The following is a 19,851-nucleotide window of genomic DNA, read 5'->3' as shown; positions in this document are numbered from 1 at the left end:
GATAAACCTAAATAACAATCAAATAAAAAATAATGATATACATACCCAATAGCACACAAACATATTTTGTTAACCACAAAATGATATAACACTTTTTTCACAAACTCAACTTTAGTTTAATTGTGCTATTATGAGTATTATTACTTAGGGTAGAAAGCGGTCATGTGACCGCTTTCTTTTTTTAGAATTTTCACCCTTTATATCCAGCAGGATGAGTATCTTTTCAGTGCATAAACTCCTCTGAAACAGACATAGGAGATATCATATAAGAAATGATTATTAATTTTGAGATAAGTACTAAAGCATTTAAATCTCAATGATCAAGTATAACCTACAATCAGATTACTATTTTTTAAAATATTTATACAAGTATAATTACATATAATCGAAGTACCTTTGTGCTAGTAAGACGAAAAAAATATTGTAATGAACGACAATAATCTCAATAATAAATTAATGTTATCCAAAGAAGATATGCTTCAATATGGATACAGAATTATAGAACATATCGTTGATCATTTTGAGAATCAAAACGATAAAAAGCCTGTAACATCGGCTTCTAGACAGGAAATGGATGCATTATTAGCAGAAGATATTCCGCATACACCGACTCCAGCCAATGATGTATTGGATTTTGTAATGGATCATGTAATTCCGCATGGAAATATTGTTTCCCATCCGAAATCCTTTTCTTTTGTTCCGGGACCCAGCAATTACGTAAGCGCTATGGCAGATACCCTTGCCACTGGATTTAATATTTTCTCAGGGGGGTGGGCTGCTTCCCCGGCTGCAGCTGAATTAGAAATACAAACCATGAACTGGTTGTTGGAAATTTTTGGGTTCCCTAAAAAAAATGGAGGAGGGATTTTCACTAGTGGAGGATCCATGGCAAATCTTACCGGATTAGTAACCGCCAGAAGAATAAAATGCGGTGATGATTTTTCTAAAGCAGTGATCTACTTATCTGATCAGGCACATTCTTCCAACATCAAAGCTATCAAAGTGATTGGATTCAAAAAGGAACAAATACGGATCATTCCTACTGATATTGAATTCAAATTATCGATTAACAAATTAAAAAATGCCATTGCCAAAGACCGACTGGAAGGGTTACACCCCTTCTGCATGATTGCATCTGCAGGAACTACCAATACAGGAACGGTAGACCCACTGGATGAACTTGCTACTATTTGCAAAAATGAAGATCTATGGTTCCACATAGATGGGGCATTTGGAGGGGCAGCCATCTTAGCAAAAGATGGTAAAAAATTCCTCAAAGGAATTGAAAAAGCAGACTCTTTGACCGTTGACCCACATAAATGGTTTTTCCAACCTTATGAAATGGGTTGCTTATTGGTAAAAAACCATAGCTGGTTAAGTGGTACATTCAGTGAAAAACCGGAATACTTACGAGATATTGAAGGAAATGAATCTGAAATTAACTTCTATGACCACGGAATTCAACTAACCAGACGATTCAGGGCGTTAAAATTCTATATGTCACTCAAAACATTCGGGCTGGACGCTTTTAAAAATGCTGTACAATACAACATCGAATTAGCAGAAAAAACCGAGGCTATTCTTCGCAAAAGTGCAAAGTGGGAAGTTATCTCTCCCGCAACTCTGGGAGTGATTAATTATAGATATCACCCTATTAATCATACACTATCAGAAGAACAGCTAGATAAAATCAATCAAAACATCTCAAAAAAAATCACCGCTTCAGGAGATGCATTATTAGTAACCACGATTCTGCAAGGTCAAGTAGTACTTCGCATGTGTCTGATCAATCCCAGAACCACCTTACAACATATTCAGGATACCCTGGATCAATGTGAGGCTTACGGAGCAGAAGAAATGGAAACTATACAAGAAAAATAACCTCCTCTTTCTTCTAAATAAAAAAGCCTTGTACTTCTGTTACAAGGCTTTGTCATATAAATATACTACCCTTTCTTTTTAAATGCTACCTTTCAAAATATCATTCCCTTCTCTTATTCACACAGAAATAAGTCCTTAATTATTGAAAATCAAAAAAGTAACACCTGCATTCTTATTAGCTATAATAGGTTTGTATTCTAACAACATCAAAAACTAAAAAAGATGAAAACAAGAAAAATGGTAGTATTGGTTATGATAAGCACCTTGATAGGTTTGGGAGGGTGTTTTACCGGGTGTTCGGGAGAAGATGGAGATCTCGGACCACAAGGCCCCCAGGGAGATCAGGGAATACAAGGAGAGCAAGGTATAAAAGGAGATCAGGGAGATCCCGGAACCGCTAATGTCATCTACTCTGACTGGATTAGCAGAAACTTTCTCAATCCTAATGCTTCTTCTCAAAATGCACAAGGACTCGCAACCATAGACACTAGTGAAGTCAATACGAATACAGATGTGATACTTGTTTATGGCAAACGAAATGACAATACAGTCTATCAGCTCCCCTATATTCATGCTCCACAGGAAGAGTACTATGGATTTGCTCTTTTTGAATCCGATAACGGTAGTTACTATAGTTTACAAATACGGGTAAACTCCCTCAATGGAGAAAGCAGAGTGTATACTTTTTTCAGTGATTTTAGATATGTAATCATCCCTGGAGGGCATACTGTACAAGATACAGAAGGAGGCTCCAAAAGAAAAAAGTACACCCAAATGTCATATAAAGAAATCAAAGAGCTTTTTGATTTCAAAGAATAAATTATTCTCTACCCCTTTTTTACACCTAAACAGTTCTCCTGATTCGGAGAACTGTTTTTTTCACCTTAACACCTCTTTAAACTATCACCCAACAACAATCTGTTATTTATATATTATTTTATCGTATATAAATTGTTATTTATATACGATTTACCTTTAAAATGTATAACTCTTTTCCTGTGTTAAATCTCCTTTTATTAAAAAAAAATGAGCATGTCACTGTTAATTTATTAACAGTATTCCCCCCTTATCATGTTAAAGTTTTGAAAGCAGTCATTTTCACCACAAAACATTCATAAAAAAAATAAACTACTAATTATCAGCACATAAAAAACAAATCTCCTTAAAAAAACAACTCTTTTCTCCATATTATTTATCCTATACACTTTGTTAACACACAAAATAACGTTTGTTTTTTTCATTAGTTAGACATGATTATTTGTTGTAAGCGCTTAACATACAGGTAACCAATTATTAACAAAAAAAACACAACTTTATGCCTATCAAAAAAAGCAATTCCAAATCAATAGGATATAGCTCCTATCTAAGGGTAGTTACAGCAGTATTAATCAGTATTGTTATTATCGGATGCCAAACAGAAGAAGATACACTTGAGATACAGAATAAAGAAATTTCACAAGACTCCAGTACTATCGCTGAAAAACTAAAGGACGGAACTTACCTTCCTGTATTTACATCCTCAAACACTGAAAACCAGTCATCAGAAAAGAGCACTACTGCTCCAATCAAGCAACCACTAACAAGAGCCATCGTCGACAAGCTATGGAACACCAAATCAACCAGAAAACGACAACAATTACTACGTTTATTCACCTCGGATGACGGATATGAACCGGATGGAATCTCTTTTAATAAAACTGAAGGAGTTGACTGGTGGGGATATACGGATGATGAGTCTGATTATTTACCTATTCCAAGCGTCTCTCATCGACTTGGGCTAAAAGCCTACACCCAGATAAATCCTCCAACTCTAAAACTTGAATCTCGATCTTCTTTAAATGATATCGGAAACCATCGAGTAGCATATTTGATAAATAAAACAGACCAAATCTTATCTGCTAAACTGGATCAATATCAGGAAACTCAATCCAAAATCACTGTTACTAATGAATACACTCAAGAGTTTACTGTAGGAGCAGAAGCTTCTTTCACTACTGGTATTAAAATGATAGCAGAAGGAAAAATTAAAGTAACCGCCAGTGCAAAAATTGGCTTTAAACAGATCCGTGGAAAAGAAGAAACTTTTATTTCTCGTAATGGGTTAGAAGTTAGAGGGATTTCTGTACAACCAAGGTCCGTATTAAAAGTCACGTATATCGAATTAAAACAAACTGCTAAATGGAGTTTTGAATCCGGAGTATCCATGAATGGAATGGTAGGACTTAATTACGGTCACCCTGTACGAAACAACAATTCGAGTACTGCCCATTATTTTTGGGGATTACCTGCCAGTAGAATCACTGATGGTTTTATAGAAAATAACAAAGGGTATATTGAAACTGAAGGATATATGTTAGCGACTCAGATTGATGTAATCTCCTATGACGAATTTAATGCAGAGGATGCTATCGGTAAAATCATCGATCTATCGAAACAATAAACTACCAAGGCACAAACAAATAACGCATTGTATAAAGAAATAACTCTCTCAAACAAAAAACAGTATAACCGTTACTTTTTTAGGTTATACTGTTTTTATTATTTTCAACTAATGATCCTGTTTTTATTATCACTCTCATTACTAATAGTGATATCTAATTCCTTAAATCATATCTAACATGGCACAAAATCATCTCATGAAAAATATCATTACGACCCCATTCACATACATTATATCCGCCACGATTGTATTCTTTTCTTGTCAGAATGAACAAGAAGACGACCTTACTAAAAACAATGTAGAAACAACAACTCCCCTTCATATCAAAAAAGGGTATTCTTCTTTAGAAACAATGTTACAACAGGAAACTTTTACATCTTTCAACTCCGAGGACCTCCCTTTTTTAAAAAGAAATGCCAAAATAGCAAAAAGCACTGTTTCTACTCCACTTTCACGAGCAATCGTCGATAAATTGTACAATACCCAATCCTCCCCTAAACGCACTGCTTTATTTAACCTGTTCACCTCAGCTGATGGTGTAGTTCCTGATGCTATTTCATTTAACAAGACAGAAGCTATCGATTACTGGGGATATACAGAAAACACTTCGGATTACATCCCTGTCCCGAATGTATCTCAACAGCTAAACCTTCGCCCTACTATAGATATCAACCCTCCTCATATCAAGGAACTCTCCAGAACAATTAAAGAAGACACTCATACGATTCAATATTTTATCAATACCAGTAATCAAGCATTAGCAACACGAGTATATGCTACTCAGCAAAAAAAATCAAAAATCAGCTGGGTCAACGAATATGAACAAGCGTTCGAATTAAAGACCTCTGCCACATTCAGTACAGGGATCAAAATGATTGCAGAAGGAGAAATTACTGCCACTGTAGGACTCAAAATAGGCTTTAAGCAAATCAGAGGAAGTGAAGAAGTTAACATATTCGCTACAGGTCAGGAATTTCAAAACGTTATTGTCCCTCCTCGATCTGTATTAAAAGTCACCTTTCTCAACATCAAAGAAGAAGCGAGATTCTCTTTTAAATCTAACGTCAAAACAACAGGGGCTGTAGGTGTAAATTATGGCCATCCTGTAAAAAATTACAATAGCGAAACTGCTCATTATTTTTGGGCACTTCCTGCTGAGCGAATTACTCAAGGGTATCTGGAAGACCTAAAAGGAACTATTACCTCTAATGGATACCGTCTTCTAATAAATACCGAAATCATTTGTCTTGATAATTTCACTCATTCCCCTGAAGAAATAGTTTCTGAACTAATAGATCTGACAACAACCGGAAATAGCACTAATCAGAATACGCCTTACCATTGTAGTAGCAATTTTTACAACCCCAGCTGTGTTTCTAACATAGGCTATTCCAGAGAGCTCCTCACCGGAGATTGTTATTTGGAAATCATAGAAGGAAAAAAGCAACTCTTCATCAAACAGGAAATAAACGGGCGTATCAAAAGAACCCGAATTAATTTTAATGATTGTGACCAATGTCTAAATGCACATACAGGAGATGTACTACCTAATCATTAACCTTTGATAAAACTCATAAAAACATATAATAAAAGCTACCTAATTTTGGTGGCTTTTATTGTATATCTACTTTCTTTTTTTTTATCTTTATGTAGATTCTCAATATCAAAAAATCAATTTTATCATTTTTTGAACCGCAAAGATTATTGTAAAAAAGCAAAATTAATACGCTAAAAACCAACCTGCTATCAATAATCGACTCATAACCAAGCTTCTATTTTTTTATTAAAAGACTGTTGAAAAATAATATTTTCAATCTACAGGAACTCCTTGTATCTTTCTTTGCGTATTGACTACTAAACCAATTGGAAAAATGCATGCGTTTTTCCTTTCTTAAAACCAACCAGAATGACCAACCAACTATACCGAGAATTCGTAAAAAAATTTACTTGCCCTACTCCAACGCCCCGTACTATTGGAATTGAATGTGAATTCCCAATTGTAACTCATAAAGGGGAAGCCCCCCCTTTTTCACTAATTCAAAGGCTTTTCATCCATCTAGAAAAAGCAGGTTTCCTGCTAGAAAGAGATTCTTTTACTGGTTTTTATTGTACTGCTACAAAAATGGCAGCTTCGCCATCCTCTACCGCCTTTTATCAAGACAGTATTACGACTGATGTAGGTTATAGCATTCTCGAGATTGTACTTGCCCCGCAACATACATTGTATCAATTGGAAACACGCTTAACCAAAATCCTTCATCATATACTTCCTTTTCTGCTCAAACATCAATGTTATATAATCGGCTATGGAATACAACCATGTGCCACTCCTGGTCATGAGTTGGTCATGCCTAAAGAACGATATCTTTTTTTTAAGCATTTTTCATATCACAACTTCATACCGCCTACAAAAGGGTTTGACTCAGACCATTTAGCCATTACAGCTTCTAATCAATGCCATATCAAAGTAAATGAAACAGAAGCCATTGATGCTGTTAATATATTAAATGCATTTTCAGGTCCTCTTATTGCTATGCAAGCAAATTCCCCTATCTGGAATAACCAACATACTGACCAATATAAAGCAAACCGAGAACTATTATGGAAATATGCTTTTCCTAACCTGTCACAACAGCTTGGTATACCCCCAAAATTTACTTCTCTTTCTGACTACCTGGAACACCTATGTCAGATTTCTACCTTACTTATTCCCCGAGATGGCACCTACTATCAGGTTATCAACAAAACAAATTTCAATACTTATTACCAACAAAAAGGAGTCGCTATAGGACGCGCTCTAAATAAAAAAGAAATCCCCATCACCCCACAGCCCGAAGACCTGCATCACATTGTTCCTTTTAGTTGGTTCAATGCGCGACTCGTCCCTAAATACGGAACTGTAGAAAGTCGAATGTGCTGCCAACAACCTCCTGGAGAAACACTTACTTCTGCTGCTCTTACTTTGGGACTCATTGAGAATATAGATGCTGCTAAAATACTTATGCAGCGCTTATCACTACAAGAATGGAAGCAATTCCGAATGGAGGCTATTAAACACGGAATGGCTCTAAAAAAATCTTCTCATGATATGATCGGCATTATTAAAGAAGTGCTCACTATTGCATATATAGGATTATTACAACGAGGTCAACAGGAAGAACAATTCCTACAGCCTCTGTATAATCGTATTAAAACATTAGAGAGTCCGGCAGATATTGCCCTAGCCCTAATGCACCATGGAGGCATGTCGGCATTCTTATCTCATTACGCATTTCCTATCCCCAAACAAGCTGAATGGCATCAATACCTTAAACACAGTAATTCTTTTTTAAATACTTCTCTTAATACCGTTTGATTATGATAAAGACAGAACAACTTAATGAAATACAAAAAACCGAACACCCGAATCAGGATATTTTTTTACAGCGAATTCCAGAGGAAGTTTATACGGAAATGGTCACTAATTTTTCTAAAGACTATCAGTTTTCTAATGGAGAAGAAAACGGAGGCAATATGCGGATTGCCAATTATTTTGTTGGTATTTCCAGAAAGCTGGCTAATGACTTCGTATCTTTTATCAGAGAGATGCAGCATAAACTGACAGAAGGGCGATTCCCACAACATCAGCTCCCTCCTGGTTTTAAACCTGTACCCAGAAACCTTCTGGCACAGGAAAAAAACGGCAATGGATTCTCCTTTGGAAGTTTCGATCTGGCAGTTTCTGATATCGGATTACACAACATCGAATTTCAGGCAGTAGCCACCTACCCTATCAGTGCTGCCAGACTTAATCGCTTTCTCGCACAAAAAATAGAAAATCCGGATATTTCGATTTTTGCAGATAGCGCTTCTACCACCTGGGAAGAGTTCAAAAAAATATACCAACGAATTCTTGGAGGACGACATCAGGAAGAGGTGTATCTTACAGATATTAATCTCCATTCGCAAAAAACTAATTTTGAGTTTTTCGCTACTCAAAAAGAACTGGATATCTCCGTAAAACTTGCCGACAGAAATGATATTTTTGAATCTGAAAATCGTCTATACCATCAAACTCCGGGAAGTAGTTCTCCGAGCTCTATTCATCGACTTTATAATAGAATTTTACTTTCGGATGCTATTTTTGATCAACATTACCCGGTAGATGAAGAAAGCTGGAAGTTTAGGTTTGATTGTCGATATGACCACTTAAAATTTATAAATCACCCCAGTAAACAGTTTGATATATCAAAACGTTTATCCCCCTATATCAAACATCCATTCAACCCTCCTTGTTTTGAACTTACGGAAGTACTCCCGCTTTTTGAGAAAGGGGTACTAGAATACAAAGATTTTGTATGGAAACACAAATGGGGAGCAGCCGGAAAAGGACTTTTCTTATCTCCTTCACCTGCAACTGCTACCGAGTTACAAGGAATCACTCATCAATATATTGCTCAGAAAAAAATAGCTTATACAACATTCAAGACGGATGACGGACAAGAAAAAATAATTGAACTCCGATTTATGACTGCGCATCATCAAGACCAATGTATTATTGTTCCTATGGCACGAATTGGTCATGTTGTTCGTACCACAGACGGTTCTGTATTCTACAAAATTCACTTTGCAGACAATAACCAAAAAGGATACGGTTTTAGTCCTGTATTGATTTTTGAATAACATAGTGTATTACCCTATAACCAAAACCATTATAAAAAAGAATTACCTCAATACTATTTTATGTATCAAGTGATGTTTTGACACTCCGGAGGATTCCCTGAAACCAAAAGTCAACTTTAAACAAGTACTTCATAGGCTTCCTCCGGGATCACATATCTTATAACAAATATGAATTTTCCTAACTTCATACACAGGTACTAATCATCTGAGGACTGGTGTTCTAATCGCTGCATAAATTTCTCTACATTGAATTTAATATCATCTTCTCCTACCTGATCAAAAGGGTTTTCCATATGCTCTTGTATATTCTCTAAACTCACAAGAATCATTGTTAGTAAAATTGGAATTACAAACTCTAACCCCCATGACATATCTTCTGCCTTATATGCAAAATATGGTCCATACACAACTGGAAGTACTTTTATGAATAACGAGCTAAATGCGCGTAATGTCCTAGGAGTTCTATATTGATAGATATGCTTAATTGATTCGAACGAAATCATCATTTTTTGTAAGTATTGGTTCGTTCTGGAACATTCTCCTGATGAAAGTCCTTCTCCTCTTAGTTCATGTTTTATATACAATGAAAAATCAGAAAAACTATCATATACCTTTTTTTCATTCTCCATAAGTTCAGATTTAGAGCTGGTAAACATAATTCTGAAATTATTAAAAAAGTCATAAATAATCTGATTCATCTTAGCTATATTCTCTGGTTTCGGAGTCTCTAACCAATCTCTGGACACAAAATAAATTGCTCGTAAATACCCTTTGATTGCTGCGTATTCTCTTAAGGCTGCTTCTCTGCGCTTATACGCTCCTCCTATAGAAAAAACAATCGGAAAAATGATAGAGGTAGCTACCAGTGTTAATGGAAATTCTGCCTCGAATTTAAAATAAATACACAAGGCTGTAGACAATACTGCCAAGCCTGATATAATAATGGTTTGAAGATTAATAAGTAGTAAAAACTTTTTTATTTCATGTATCATGTAACTACGGTATATATTGACAAAACTGTTGTTGAGACACTTGCTATCAAGAAGATAAATTCATGCTACAATACTTTCAATTATCTCTATAGAGAAGATCACTAAAATAAAAAGCGTACAACACCTATCTAAGTCGACCTGTTCATAAGTAGATGTTTCAAATATTTTCCCCTTTCCGGATACAAGCATCCGAATATCCCAAGCGGCTAATCTATAAAAACTTGTAAAAGTTTTTTTGATTTTAACAAAATGTAAACGATTCTGGAAAAAATGCACTTCTTTCATCACTAGCTATCCCTTGTGACAACTAGGCTAAATACTTACTTATGATTCTTTTAATTACGTCAAGAAAAGCGACTTCCACTCCTCCTAAAACAACCAAAAACAACTAAAAATCAATACATTATATTTTTATTTCTCAAAACATTATGATAGATTTGTTGGGCTGGAAAAAAAAGAGCATGCCATTTTTTCTGGTCATATCGATATGTAAAAGACAGCGTATGGCTGCACCTGTCTTGTATTTGGGGGAATACACTATCAGTTCGGAAAAAAAGTAATAGAATCATTTTTTACTATACTAATAATCTACAAACTCACTAAAAAATGAAAAACTATTTGCTTTTGATAGTCATGCTCATGACTGTCACAATTTCTGCACAAAATCCCAAAGAAGATTACGCGCAAAAACCCATGATCATTGCAGATGAATTTAAACTCGATGAATCGACTTCGCACCCGTATACAACAGCAAAATCCGGAAAACAAATTCTCTATCAAAAAGAATTTTACTCTGCCAAGGCTTCTTATGTAAAACTATACTTTAAGAATTTTGATCTGGCACCCGGGGATTATGTAGAAATATATAGTCCTAACAATGGTGAAACGAAAATCTACGGACAAAAAGGAAAAATCATTGATGAACAGATGACTATGATCAGTGATTTCTGGACACAAGCTATTTTCGAAGATAAAATCATTGTTACACTATACAGCTTTGGGCAATCCGATAAGCACTATGGGTTTGATATTACTAAGGTTGCATATGGATATACTTCCGAAAAATTAGAAAAAATTCTAGGTCAAAAATCAATTTGCAATAGTGATAACAAAGAACCTATTGCATGTTATCAGGGTACCGAAATGTTTGCCAAAGGAGAAGCTGTAAGTAAACTGATCATTGGAGGTCGTAGTCTTTGTACAGGATGGCTATTAGGATGTGAAGGAAATCTAATGACTAATAATCACTGTATTGGTAGTGCCTCTGCTGCTCAAAACGTAGATGTTATCTTTAATTACAGGAAAGATGGCTGTAGTGGTTCTGCGAATGCAACCAGTGAAACTGTTGCTACCTCGGCCAGCTTTATCATGACAGATTCCGGGCTTGATTTTACTTTATTAAAACTTCCCGTAAATCCAACACAAAAATATGGATATCTCAGTCTGAGTTCAGTGGCTCCGGCAAAAGGAGACCGTATCTATATTCCGCAACACCCTGGAGGAAGAAGAAAAGAAATTTCTGTAAAATCAGACCGGGATGGAGATACGAATGGATTCTCCAGAGTCTACGCTGTATCAAATTCCGGAGGGCAAACAGTACGTTACTATGCAGATACTGAAGGAGGAAGTTCAGGATCTCCTGTTATCAAGTATGACTCTCACTTGGTTGTAGCCATCCACAATACAGGAGGGTGCCCTAACGGATCATATGGACGAAGCGATGCAATTATTGCCAAAATTGGAAATAGAATGCCTAACTGTGGAGTAGACAATGGGGGAACTCCTATAGACGATTGCAAAACTACAGTTAACAGTTTCCCTTATGTGCAAAGTTTTGAAAACACTATTGGTAATTGGACACAAAGCACTACAGATGACTTTAACTGGTCAGTGCAAACAGGAGCAACTCCATCCAGAGACACGGGACCTAGTGCTGCTAATGCAGGAAGCCATTACGTATACATGGAGACATCTTCCCCTAACTATCCAAACAAAAAAGCTATTTTAACATCCCCTTGTTTTGACCTTAAAGGAAAAAATACAGCTTCCCTGAGCTTTGCTTATCATATGTATGGAGCTAATACTATGGGAAGTTTACAACTAGAAGCTAGTATTGATGATGGGAAAACCTGGAATTCAATCTGGTCCAAATCCGGGAATCAAGGAAATGCCTGGAACAATGCTTCTGTTAACTTGGCTAGCTACCTTGGAAAGGTTGTAAAACTGCGATTCAACGGAGTTAGTGGTACTACCTGGCAAGGAGATATGGCGATTGATAATTTCAAACTATCTACAGACTCCTCTGGAGGTAATCAGTACAAAGTAACATTGGCAATCACTCTGGATAATTACCCAGAAGAAACAAGCTGGGATATCAAAAACAGTGCAGGTCAGGTTGTCGCATCTGGAGGAACTTACGGATCAGAACCTGATGGTTCTTCTATCAGCATTTCTGAAAACCTGGATGCTGGTTGTTATAGTCTGACATTTAAGGATTCCTATGGAGACGGCATCTGTTGTAGTTATGGAAATGGTTCTTATACACTTACAGACCAAAATGGACAAACCCTGGCTAGTGGAGGGAACTTTGGTGCTTCTGAAACTAAAAACTTCTGTGTAGGTGGCGCAAGAGAAAGTACAGAAACAGAAGAAACTGTTATTTTAGAACGTACAGATGTAGCAAAAGAAACGCTAACGGCTGCTATGTCATTGTACCCGAATCCGGCAATCAACCATATTCAAATTCAGCTTGCTGCTAAACGAACTACTGCTACTTCATATTCTATTCTAGACTTAAGTGGTAAAACTGTTCAACAAGGAAATTTTGAAAAAACAATTCCTGTGGAACACTTAAAACCAGGATTATACATGATCAAAATACATGTTTCTGGTAGCACACATACTGCTAGTTTTATTAAGAAATAGAAAAAGCACTTATAAATAAAAAAAGCTGCTCAAGAAGAGCAGCTTTTTCTATTTCTGTAAGATAAACATTTAATTCAATTACTGAATTGATAAAGCGACAACAGTTCCTTCATTATTCCTGATATTAAACACTGTATCATCTTCGAAGATAAGGTACTGCCCTTTAATCCCTTTTAGCACTCCAGTATAGTGTGGAGTTTTCTCAAGGTTAAGACTTTTTACTTTCGTCGGATATTGCAATACAGGAAAGTGCAATGCTGTCTCTGTATTGGTCTCTATAAAATATTCCTTTGCTTCTTCAGGTATAAATGGCTTTAAGCGCTCTCTGTAATCAATAAGTTTTTCATCCTCAATATCATTTTTCAGCATTTTTCTCCAATTAGTCTTATCGGCCACATGTTCTTTGAGAGCAACTTCTGTAATTCCTGCCAGGTATCGATTAGGAACCTCTACTATTTCTATTGCCTCATGAGCTCCCTGATCTATCCATCGGGTGGGAACCTGAGATTTTCTGGTTACTCCTACCTTTACATTACTAGAATTTGCCAGGTATACAATATGAGGTTGTAGTTGTACTTTTTTTTCATACTCCAGATCACGATCTTCTATCCCCAAATGTGCTTTACTTAATTCGGGACGCATAACCCAATCTCCTACCTGAGGTTGTTTATAAAAATCATCATAGCAAAATCCCTGTCTGAAAATCTTCTTTTCCAAGCCACATGCCAGACATTGGTATCCTTCTAACGAAATAGTCAATGTTTTATCTAACAATTGATTCATATGGATAAAATCTGATTCAAAAACCAGGTAATACTGAATGGGGTCTGCAATCTCTGTCTGCATTTTAGTAAGTACTCCTTTATATTGCATAAAAAGTCATGTTATATCACTAATCCCGTAATGGAATGTTATTATTTTTATTATTTTAGTTCCTTATTGAGATACTTGAACAGTTTGTATCTCCAGGGTAAAAATTCAGCCTAAATATACATCAAAAAATGCCAATACCTCTAGTTAACTCTATTGCCAGCTGGTTTCTTAAAAAGCGTTTTCACCAAATGGAGCTTTTCTTAAAGTATCCCAATGAAGTACAACACGAGTTATTACACAATTTACTGGAAGTTGCAAAAAACACCGAGGTAGGAAAGGCATATGATTTTGCTTCGATTACCAGTTATGAAACTTTTAAAGAACGGGTTCCTATAAAAACTTATGAGGAATATGAACCTCTTATTGAAAGATCCCGATCAGGAGAGCACAATATATTTTGGCCACGACCTATTAAGTGGTTCGCTAAATCCAGTGGAACTACCAGTGCCAAGAGTAAATTTATTCCTGTAAGTCAGGAATCTCTGGAAGATTGTCATTACGCTGCCGGAAAAGATTTACTCTGTATGTATCTGAACAATAATGAAAACTCTATGCTTTTTACAGGAAAGAGTCTTCGATTGGGAGGAAGCAAAAAACTAAACAAACAAAATGGCACTTCTTATGGTGACTTATCTGCCATCATTATTGACAATATGCCCTTGTGGGCTGAATTTAGCTCTACGCCCAGTAATGAAGTTTCTCTGATGAATGACTGGAAAATCAAAATGGAAGCCATTGTACAGGAAACTATCCAGGAGAATGTAACTAGTCTTGCAGGAGTTCCTTCCTGGATGCTCGTCTTACTAAACAAAGTACTGGAGACCCAACAACAGGAAAACCTATTAGAAATCTGGAAGAATCTCGAGGTATATTTCCATGGAGGTGTCAGCTTTGATCCATACAGGGATCAATATCAAAAAATTCTTCCCCGGGATTCTTTTAAATACTATGAAATCTATAATGCCTCTGAAGGCTTTTTTGCAATACAGGACAGAAATTACTCTTCAGAGTTATTACTCATGCTTGATTACGGTATCTTCTACGAGTTTATTCCTATGGATACCTACGGAACTGATCAACAAATAATAATTCCACTTAGCGAGGTTGAAATTGGCAAGAACTATGCTATTGTAATCACAACCAACGCTGGGCTATGGAGATACCAAATTGGAGATACAGTGCGCTTTACTTCAATCACTCCGTATCGCATCAAAATATCTGGTCGTACCAAACACCACATTAATGTGTTTGGAGAGGAATTAATTATCGAAAACACAGAAAAGGCCTTGAGCTTAACTTCTAAAGTTACAGCGAGTGAAGTAGTTGACTACACCGTCGCTCCGATTTTTATGAAAGGTAAGGAAAAAGGAGCTCATGAATGGATTATAGAATTCAAGACACCTCCTAAAGATATTTCTGAATTTGCAGCGATTCTGGATCAGAATTTACAACAGGTAAATAGTGACTACGAAGCCAAAAGATACAATAATACTACCTTAAATATACTTCAAATCCGTACTGCTAGGAAAAACTTATTCCACGATTGGCTTCAAAAAAAGGACAAGTTAGGGGGGCAGCATAAAATACCTCGTCTATCGAATAAACGAACATATATAGAAGAGCTCTTAGAACTCAATACAAGGCAGTAACAACCTCTGAATCAACCATACACAAAAAGCTGAAATTGACGTTTTTAACGTAAAAATATTGCATATTTTACCTTTATTTTACGGTTTAACCGTATTAAATAGATGTTAAATTAATAGTTTTTAAGCACATTTTGTGTTGTTCATCGAACAAACGCATCTATTAGTCTAAAAATTAAAAAAAAGGTTCTTGATTCTATTTTTTCATATTAAATTTGTTTCCAGATAGTTAAAAGATTAACCCAAGCCCCAACATTATGAAAAACTTATTTCTTAACTTAATTTTCACATTCTTCACCATCATCACTTTCGGGCAACAGGCGAATACATCTGCTAAATTTCAAAACACCACGAACACTATTTCTAAACAGAGCAAGTCAACCTCTAACACTAAAGCAAAGGCTTTTGATGTATCTGAAGATGAAAATATATGCTATAGCGAGACTTCTAGAGTTGCTTTTTATGAAGCACTAATTGATAAAAATGGTTTCGATATCGAATTAAGAAACAGTAAAGGTGTAGCTATCAAAAGCACAGAAGAGATCATTTCTAAAGCAAAAAGCTTAATATTATATTCTGAAGAAGATCAGCCAACTCAGACGGACTACTAACTAACTGCACAATTACTAATAGAGAAGTTATTTGGTTATTTCACTATCTATTCTTATCCATAACTTCATTTCTTACACAAACACATCTTATTTAGGAGCTTATTTAGTTTTATTGTAAGCTTTCTTATCACACACTGACAAAACACACAATCATACAGCAAAACCTAGTTTATAAGCAAATAGTACTACTTGAATATAAATATATTCTCGAGATACCCTAAAAAAACCTTTTTTTGCTCAAATAAAAAAAGCTCTTATTACTAATTAGCAATAAGAGCTTTTTTATGTTTTTATTATAAACTAGCTACTAATACTTAAACAGGCTCTAAGACACTGCTTTTAATTTATTAATAGTTGACTTATTGAGTTTTTGAGCCGCGTACTCTTCCGTCACCTCGAATTCTTTTTCTTCGCTTTCTGGTAACTCATACATCGCATCTGTAAGGATTGCTTCACATAAAGATCGAAGTCCTCTGGCTCCCAATTTATACTCTATGGCTTTCTCTACAATATAATCCAACGCTTTATCAGTAATAGAAAACGCAATATCATCCATTTCAAAAAGCTTCTTATATTGCTTGATGATTGCATTTTTAGGCTCGGTCAGAATAGCCCTCAGCGTCTTTGCATCTAACGGGTTCATGTATGATAGTACAGGAAGACGTCCGATGATTTCAGGAATCAGTCCAAAATCTTTTAAATCTTTTGGAATGATATACTGCAATAAATTATCTTTTTCTATGGTATCTTCACTTTTAGAAGCGCTGAATCCCATAGCCTGCATATTTAATCGTTTCTGAATAATTTTTTCAATCCCATCAAAAGCACCTCCAGCAATAAACAGAATATTCTCTGTATTTACCTCAATGAATTTTTGATCCGGATGTTTTCTTCCTCCTTTTGGCGGAACATTGACGATTGTCCCTTCTAACAGTTTCAATAACGCTTGCTGCACACCTTCTCCTGATACATCTCTGGTGATACTTGGATTATCACTTTTTCTGGCAATCTTATCAATCTCATCAATAAAAACGATTCCTTTTTGTGCTTTCTCCAGATTATAATCTGCTGCCTGTAATAGTCTGGTAAGAATACTCTCTACATCTTCTCCTACATATCCCGCTTCTGTCAAAACAGTAGCATCAACGATCGCCAAAGGAACATTAAGCATTTTAGCAATTGTTTTTGCTATCAGAGTCTTTCCTGTTCCTGTCTGCCCAACCATAATGATATTACTTTTCTGAATTTCAATATCATCTTCAGTTTGTGGCTGCAATAATCGTTTGTAATGATTATATACTGCTACAGACATTATTTTCTTTGTAAAGCCCTGACCTATTACGTACTCGTCCAAAAACTTTTTAATTGCCATGGGTTTCCGTAGCATCAACTCATTACTCAACTCTCCATTATCTTCTTCTTTTGTCTCCTCCAGTACAATCCCATGAGCCTGAACAATACATCTATCACAGATGTGCGCATCCAATCCTGCTATTAACAAATTGGTTTCAGGTTTCTTTCTTCCACAAAAAGAGCACTCTAAGTCTTCTTTCGCCATAATTTGTATTTTCTATTTCTAAAAAACTGCTTCAGATGTATGCTGTACTTTTATAACAATCATACATCTGAAGTGTTAAAATCATTCTCTTGTTAAAATTTCATCGATCATTCCATATTCCAGTGCTTTATCTGCCTTCATCCAATAATCTCTATCACTATCTTCATACACCTTATCGAATGGCTGCCCGGAATGTTTAGCAATAATATTATATAACTCATCTTTTAGGATCAAGATTTCTCTTGCTGTAATTTCAATATCACTAGCCTGACCTTGTGCTCCTCCTAATGGCTGATGTATCATCACTCTACTATGTGGCAATCCAGATCTTTTTCCTTTCTCTCCTGCACATAATAATACCGCTCCCATAGAAGCTGCCATACCTGTACAGATAGTCGCTACATCTGGCTTAATAAACTGCATTGTATCATAGATTCCTAATCCTGCATATACACTTCCCCCCGGAGAGTTAATGTATATCTGGATATCCTTGGCAGAATCCACACTCTCCAAGAATAATAATTGTGCCTGAATTATATTCGCCACCTGATCATTAATACCTGTTCCTAAAAAGATAATGCGATCCATCATCAAACGAGAAAACACATCAAAAATCGCCACATTCATCTGACGTTCTTCAATAATATTTGGTGTCATCCCCATAGGATACATACTACTTATAATCTGATTATAATAGTTGCTATTAATTCCCTGATGTTTAGTAGCAAATTTTTCGAATTCTTTACCGTAATCCATATATTTTTTTTTGAATTTTTTATTTAAATAAAAAAGGCGTCAACTTTTGATAGTTCAACGCCTTAAATATAAGTATAAATTCCTTTATTTATAAGCAGTTTTTTTACTTATACACCTCTTTTACATAGTCATCAAAACTAATTTCTTTCGTCTTTAGTTTTACATTCTCCTTATAAAAGGTTAATAATTTTTGACTCATTAACTGATCAGAGATTCTTTTTACCTCATCCTGATTTGATAAAATTCTGGCTGCAATATCGTCTAACTCTTTATCTTCAGGATTTGTCTGACCAAATTGTGCCATCTGTCCTTTGATAAGATCTTTTGCAAAACCTTTTAACTCTTCAAAGGTTACCTGTAGGTTATTATCATTGATTACTTTTCCTTCTATTAACTGATAACGCAATCCTTTTTCACTCTTTTCATATTCATCTTTTGCCTCATCTTCCGTCAAAGGTTTCTCTCCTGTTACTCGAATCCACTTTTGCAAAAATGTTACCGGCAAGTCGAATTTAGTATTCTCTAAAACACTCTCAGTAATGTCGTTTAACAAACGGCTATCTGATTGTTGCTCAAACTGACGCTCTGCGTCTTCTTTGATTTTATCTTTTAACTCAGTAACTGTCTTTACATTCCCTTCTCCGTAAACTTTATCAAACAACTCCTGATCCAAATCTGCTAATTCTTGTTCATTGATTTCAGAAATCGTAAAAGTTACTTCAGTTTCTAACCCATGTCCTTCGTCATGAGAAACTCCTAAAGCACTTATCAAATCATGCTCATCTGTAAATAATCCTTTTGTTTTCAATGACAATACATCTCCAACTTTAGACCCCACAAATTTATCTAGGTTTCTCTTTCCTTTTATCTTATCTAAAGAAACAGTTGTTTCTTTATTAATTTCTTTTTCTTCATTCACAAAAGTTCCTCTTACTAAAGAATTCTTGTCTGCTTCTTCTTTAGAGGTTAACTTCCCATATTGTTTTTGAATCGTTGTTACCTGATTATCGATCATTTCATCAGAAGCAACAATCTTATAGTGTGTAATGGCTTTTTTACCATTGAATTTCACATCAAATTTAGGAGCTAATCCTAATTCAAATTCAAAAGAGTAGTCTTCGGCATCCCAATCAAAATTCTCTTGCTCCTTGGGCAATGGGTTTCCTAGCACGTCTAGTTTTTCTTCTGTGAGATATTTATTCAATGATTCTTGCAACAGCTTATTTACCTCATCTACCAAAACAGCTTTTCCATACTGTTTTTTCACCAATCCCATTGGTACATGACCTTTTCTAAAACCTGGTATATTAGCGTTTTTGCGATAATCTTTTAAGATTTTCTCAACCTTATCACTATAATCGCTTTTTGCGATATCTACAGTTACTACAGCATTTAATTCGTCTAATTGCTCTTTTGAAATATTCATTATCTCTACTTTTAAGTACTAAAAATCGGGTTGCAAAAGTAATACTTTTTTAACTCACTACAAAGTTTTAACTTTCTGAAA

The 19,851-nt window shown here is 35.5% G+C and carries 14 protein-coding genes; 9 read left to right on the top strand and 5 right to left on the bottom strand.

Annotated features, from left to right (window positions below; translation table 11 throughout):
• Window positions 1-426 precede the first annotated feature (426 nt).
• The 6 genes from ACFSTE_RS08125 to ACFSTE_RS08100 all read left to right on the top strand — a co-directional run bounded on the left by ACFSTE_RS08125 (window position 427) and on the right by ACFSTE_RS08100 (window position 8,983).
• Complete coding sequence (locus ACFSTE_RS08125; RefSeq protein ID WP_176028710.1) at window positions 427-1,881, top strand: pyridoxal phosphate-dependent decarboxylase family protein; 1,455 nt, start codon at window positions 427-429, stop codon at window positions 1,879-1,881.
• Between the two features lie 222 nt (window positions 1,882-2,103).
• The gene (locus tag ACFSTE_RS08120; RefSeq protein ID WP_378257144.1) at window positions 2,104-2,700 is read left to right on the top strand and encodes a collagen-like triple helix repeat-containing protein; all 597 of its coding nucleotides are present in this window, start codon (window positions 2,104-2,106) and stop codon (window positions 2,698-2,700) included.
• 496 nt (window positions 2,701-3,196) lie between these two features.
• Window positions 3,197-4,321, top strand: a complete 1,125-nt coding sequence (locus ACFSTE_RS08115) for a hypothetical protein (protein ID WP_176028708.1) — start codon at window positions 3,197-3,199, stop codon at window positions 4,319-4,321.
• Window positions 4,322-4,517: 196 nt separating this feature from the next.
• Complete coding sequence (locus tag ACFSTE_RS08110; RefSeq protein WP_378298055.1) at window positions 4,518-5,879, top strand: hypothetical protein; 1,362 nt, start codon at window positions 4,518-4,520, stop codon at window positions 5,877-5,879.
• A gap of 348 nt (window positions 5,880-6,227) precedes the next feature.
• Complete coding sequence (locus ACFSTE_RS08105; RefSeq protein ID WP_378257148.1) at window positions 6,228-7,676, top strand: glutamate-cysteine ligase family protein; 1,449 nt, start codon at window positions 6,228-6,230, stop codon at window positions 7,674-7,676.
• A gap of 2 nt (window positions 7,677-7,678) precedes the next feature.
• Window positions 7,679-8,983: a hypothetical protein gene (locus ACFSTE_RS08100; RefSeq protein ID WP_176028705.1), complete on the top strand. Its 1,305-nt coding sequence runs from the start codon at window positions 7,679-7,681 to the stop codon at window positions 8,981-8,983.
• A 197-nt stretch (window positions 8,984-9,180) separates the two neighbouring features.
• Here the strand turns inward: ACFSTE_RS08100 and ACFSTE_RS08095 are convergent, their stop codons facing one another.
• The gene (locus tag ACFSTE_RS08095; protein ID WP_176028704.1) at window positions 9,181-9,975 is read right to left on the bottom strand and encodes a hypothetical protein; all 795 of its coding nucleotides are present in this window, start codon (window positions 9,973-9,975) and stop codon (window positions 9,181-9,183) included.
• Between the two features lie 606 nt (window positions 9,976-10,581).
• Between ACFSTE_RS08095 and ACFSTE_RS08090 the strand changes: the two genes are divergently transcribed.
• Window positions 10,582-12,900 (top strand): trypsin-like peptidase domain-containing protein, encoded by a 2,319-nt coding sequence (locus ACFSTE_RS08090; protein WP_378257151.1) that lies wholly within the window; start codon window positions 10,582-10,584, stop codon window positions 12,898-12,900.
• Window positions 12,901-12,978: 78 nt separating this feature from the next.
• On the opposite strand, the gene ACFSTE_RS08085 is transcribed toward ACFSTE_RS08090, so the two are convergent.
• Window positions 12,979-13,773 carry a DUF2797 domain-containing protein gene (locus ACFSTE_RS08085; protein WP_176028702.1) on the bottom strand — a complete coding sequence of 265 codons (795 nt, stop codon included), beginning with the start codon at window positions 13,771-13,773 and terminating at the stop codon, window positions 12,979-12,981.
• A gap of 128 nt (window positions 13,774-13,901) precedes the next feature.
• On the opposite strand from ACFSTE_RS08085, the gene ACFSTE_RS08080 reads away from it, so the two are divergent.
• Both ACFSTE_RS08080 and ACFSTE_RS08075 read left to right on the top strand, forming a co-directional pair.
• Entirely contained in the window at window positions 13,902-15,422 is a 1,521-nt protein-coding gene (locus ACFSTE_RS08080) for a GH3 auxin-responsive promoter family protein (protein WP_176028701.1), read from the top strand.
• Window positions 15,423-15,676: 254 nt separating this feature from the next.
• Entirely contained in the window at window positions 15,677-16,030 is a 354-nt protein-coding gene (locus tag ACFSTE_RS08075) for a hypothetical protein (RefSeq protein ID WP_176028700.1), read from the top strand.
• Between the two features lie 325 nt (window positions 16,031-16,355).
• Here the strand turns inward: ACFSTE_RS08075 and clpX are convergent, their stop codons facing one another.
• The 3 genes from clpX to tig all read right to left on the bottom strand — a co-directional run bounded on the left by clpX (window position 16,356) and on the right by tig (window position 19,770).
• Window positions 16,356-17,588, bottom strand: a complete 1,233-nt coding sequence (clpX, locus tag ACFSTE_RS08070) for an ATP-dependent Clp protease ATP-binding subunit ClpX (RefSeq protein WP_176028699.1) — start codon at window positions 17,586-17,588, stop codon at window positions 16,356-16,358.
• 81 nt (window positions 17,589-17,669) lie between these two features.
• The gene (gene clpP, locus ACFSTE_RS08065; RefSeq protein ID WP_176028698.1) at window positions 17,670-18,344 is read right to left on the bottom strand and encodes an ATP-dependent Clp endopeptidase proteolytic subunit ClpP; all 675 of its coding nucleotides are present in this window, start codon (window positions 18,342-18,344) and stop codon (window positions 17,670-17,672) included.
• A gap of 103 nt (window positions 18,345-18,447) precedes the next feature.
• Complete coding sequence (gene tig, locus ACFSTE_RS08060) at window positions 18,448-19,770, bottom strand: trigger factor (RefSeq protein ID WP_176028697.1); 1,323 nt, start codon at window positions 19,768-19,770, stop codon at window positions 18,448-18,450.
• Window positions 19,771-19,851 lie beyond the last annotated feature (81 nt).

The organism is Aquimarina hainanensis, from assembly GCF_042684685.1.
GTDB classification, from domain to species: domain Bacteria; phylum Bacteroidota; class Bacteroidia; order Flavobacteriales; family Flavobacteriaceae; genus Aquimarina; species Aquimarina hainanensis.
The sequence above is the reverse complement of the archived record's forward strand: the minus strand, read 5'-3'. Positions and strand labels throughout refer to the sequence as shown.

What these genes read in the sequence shown, in the direction of transcription:
- ACFSTE_RS08125 (WP_176028710.1), top strand. Translation starts at nt 427, where the DNA reads ATGAACGACAATAATCTCAATAATAAATTAATGTTATCCAAAGAAGAT.
- ACFSTE_RS08120 (WP_378257144.1), top strand. Translation starts at nt 2,104, where the DNA reads ATGAAAACAAGAAAAATGGTAGTATTGGTTATGATAAGCACCTTGATA.
- ACFSTE_RS08115 (WP_176028708.1), top strand. Translation starts at nt 3,197, where the DNA reads ATGCCTATCAAAAAAAGCAATTCCAAATCAATAGGATATAGCTCCTAT.
- ACFSTE_RS08110 (WP_378298055.1), top strand. Translation starts at nt 4,518, where the DNA reads ATGAAAAATATCATTACGACCCCATTCACATACATTATATCCGCCACG.
- ACFSTE_RS08105 (WP_378257148.1), top strand. Translation starts at nt 6,228, where the DNA reads ATGACCAACCAACTATACCGAGAATTCGTAAAAAAATTTACTTGCCCT.
- ACFSTE_RS08100 (WP_176028705.1), top strand. Translation starts at nt 7,679, where the DNA reads ATGATAAAGACAGAACAACTTAATGAAATACAAAAAACCGAACACCCG.
- ACFSTE_RS08095 (WP_176028704.1), bottom strand. Translation starts at nt 9,975, where the DNA reads ATGATACATGAAATAAAAAAGTTTTTACTACTTATTAATCTTCAAACC.
- ACFSTE_RS08090 (WP_378257151.1), top strand. Translation starts at nt 10,582, where the DNA reads ATGAAAAACTATTTGCTTTTGATAGTCATGCTCATGACTGTCACAATT.
- ACFSTE_RS08085 (WP_176028702.1), bottom strand. Translation starts at nt 13,773, where the DNA reads ATGCAATATAAAGGAGTACTTACTAAAATGCAGACAGAGATTGCAGAC.
- ACFSTE_RS08080 (WP_176028701.1), top strand. Translation starts at nt 13,902, where the DNA reads ATGCCAATACCTCTAGTTAACTCTATTGCCAGCTGGTTTCTTAAAAAG.
- ACFSTE_RS08075 (WP_176028700.1), top strand. Translation starts at nt 15,677, where the DNA reads ATGAAAAACTTATTTCTTAACTTAATTTTCACATTCTTCACCATCATC.
- clpX (WP_176028699.1), bottom strand. Translation starts at nt 17,588, where the DNA reads ATGGCGAAAGAAGACTTAGAGTGCTCTTTTTGTGGAAGAAAGAAACCT.
- clpP (WP_176028698.1), bottom strand. Translation starts at nt 18,344, where the DNA reads ATGGATTACGGTAAAGAATTCGAAAAATTTGCTACTAAACATCAGGGA.
- tig (WP_176028697.1), bottom strand. Translation starts at nt 19,770, where the DNA reads ATGAATATTTCAAAAGAGCAATTAGACGAATTAAATGCTGTAGTAACT.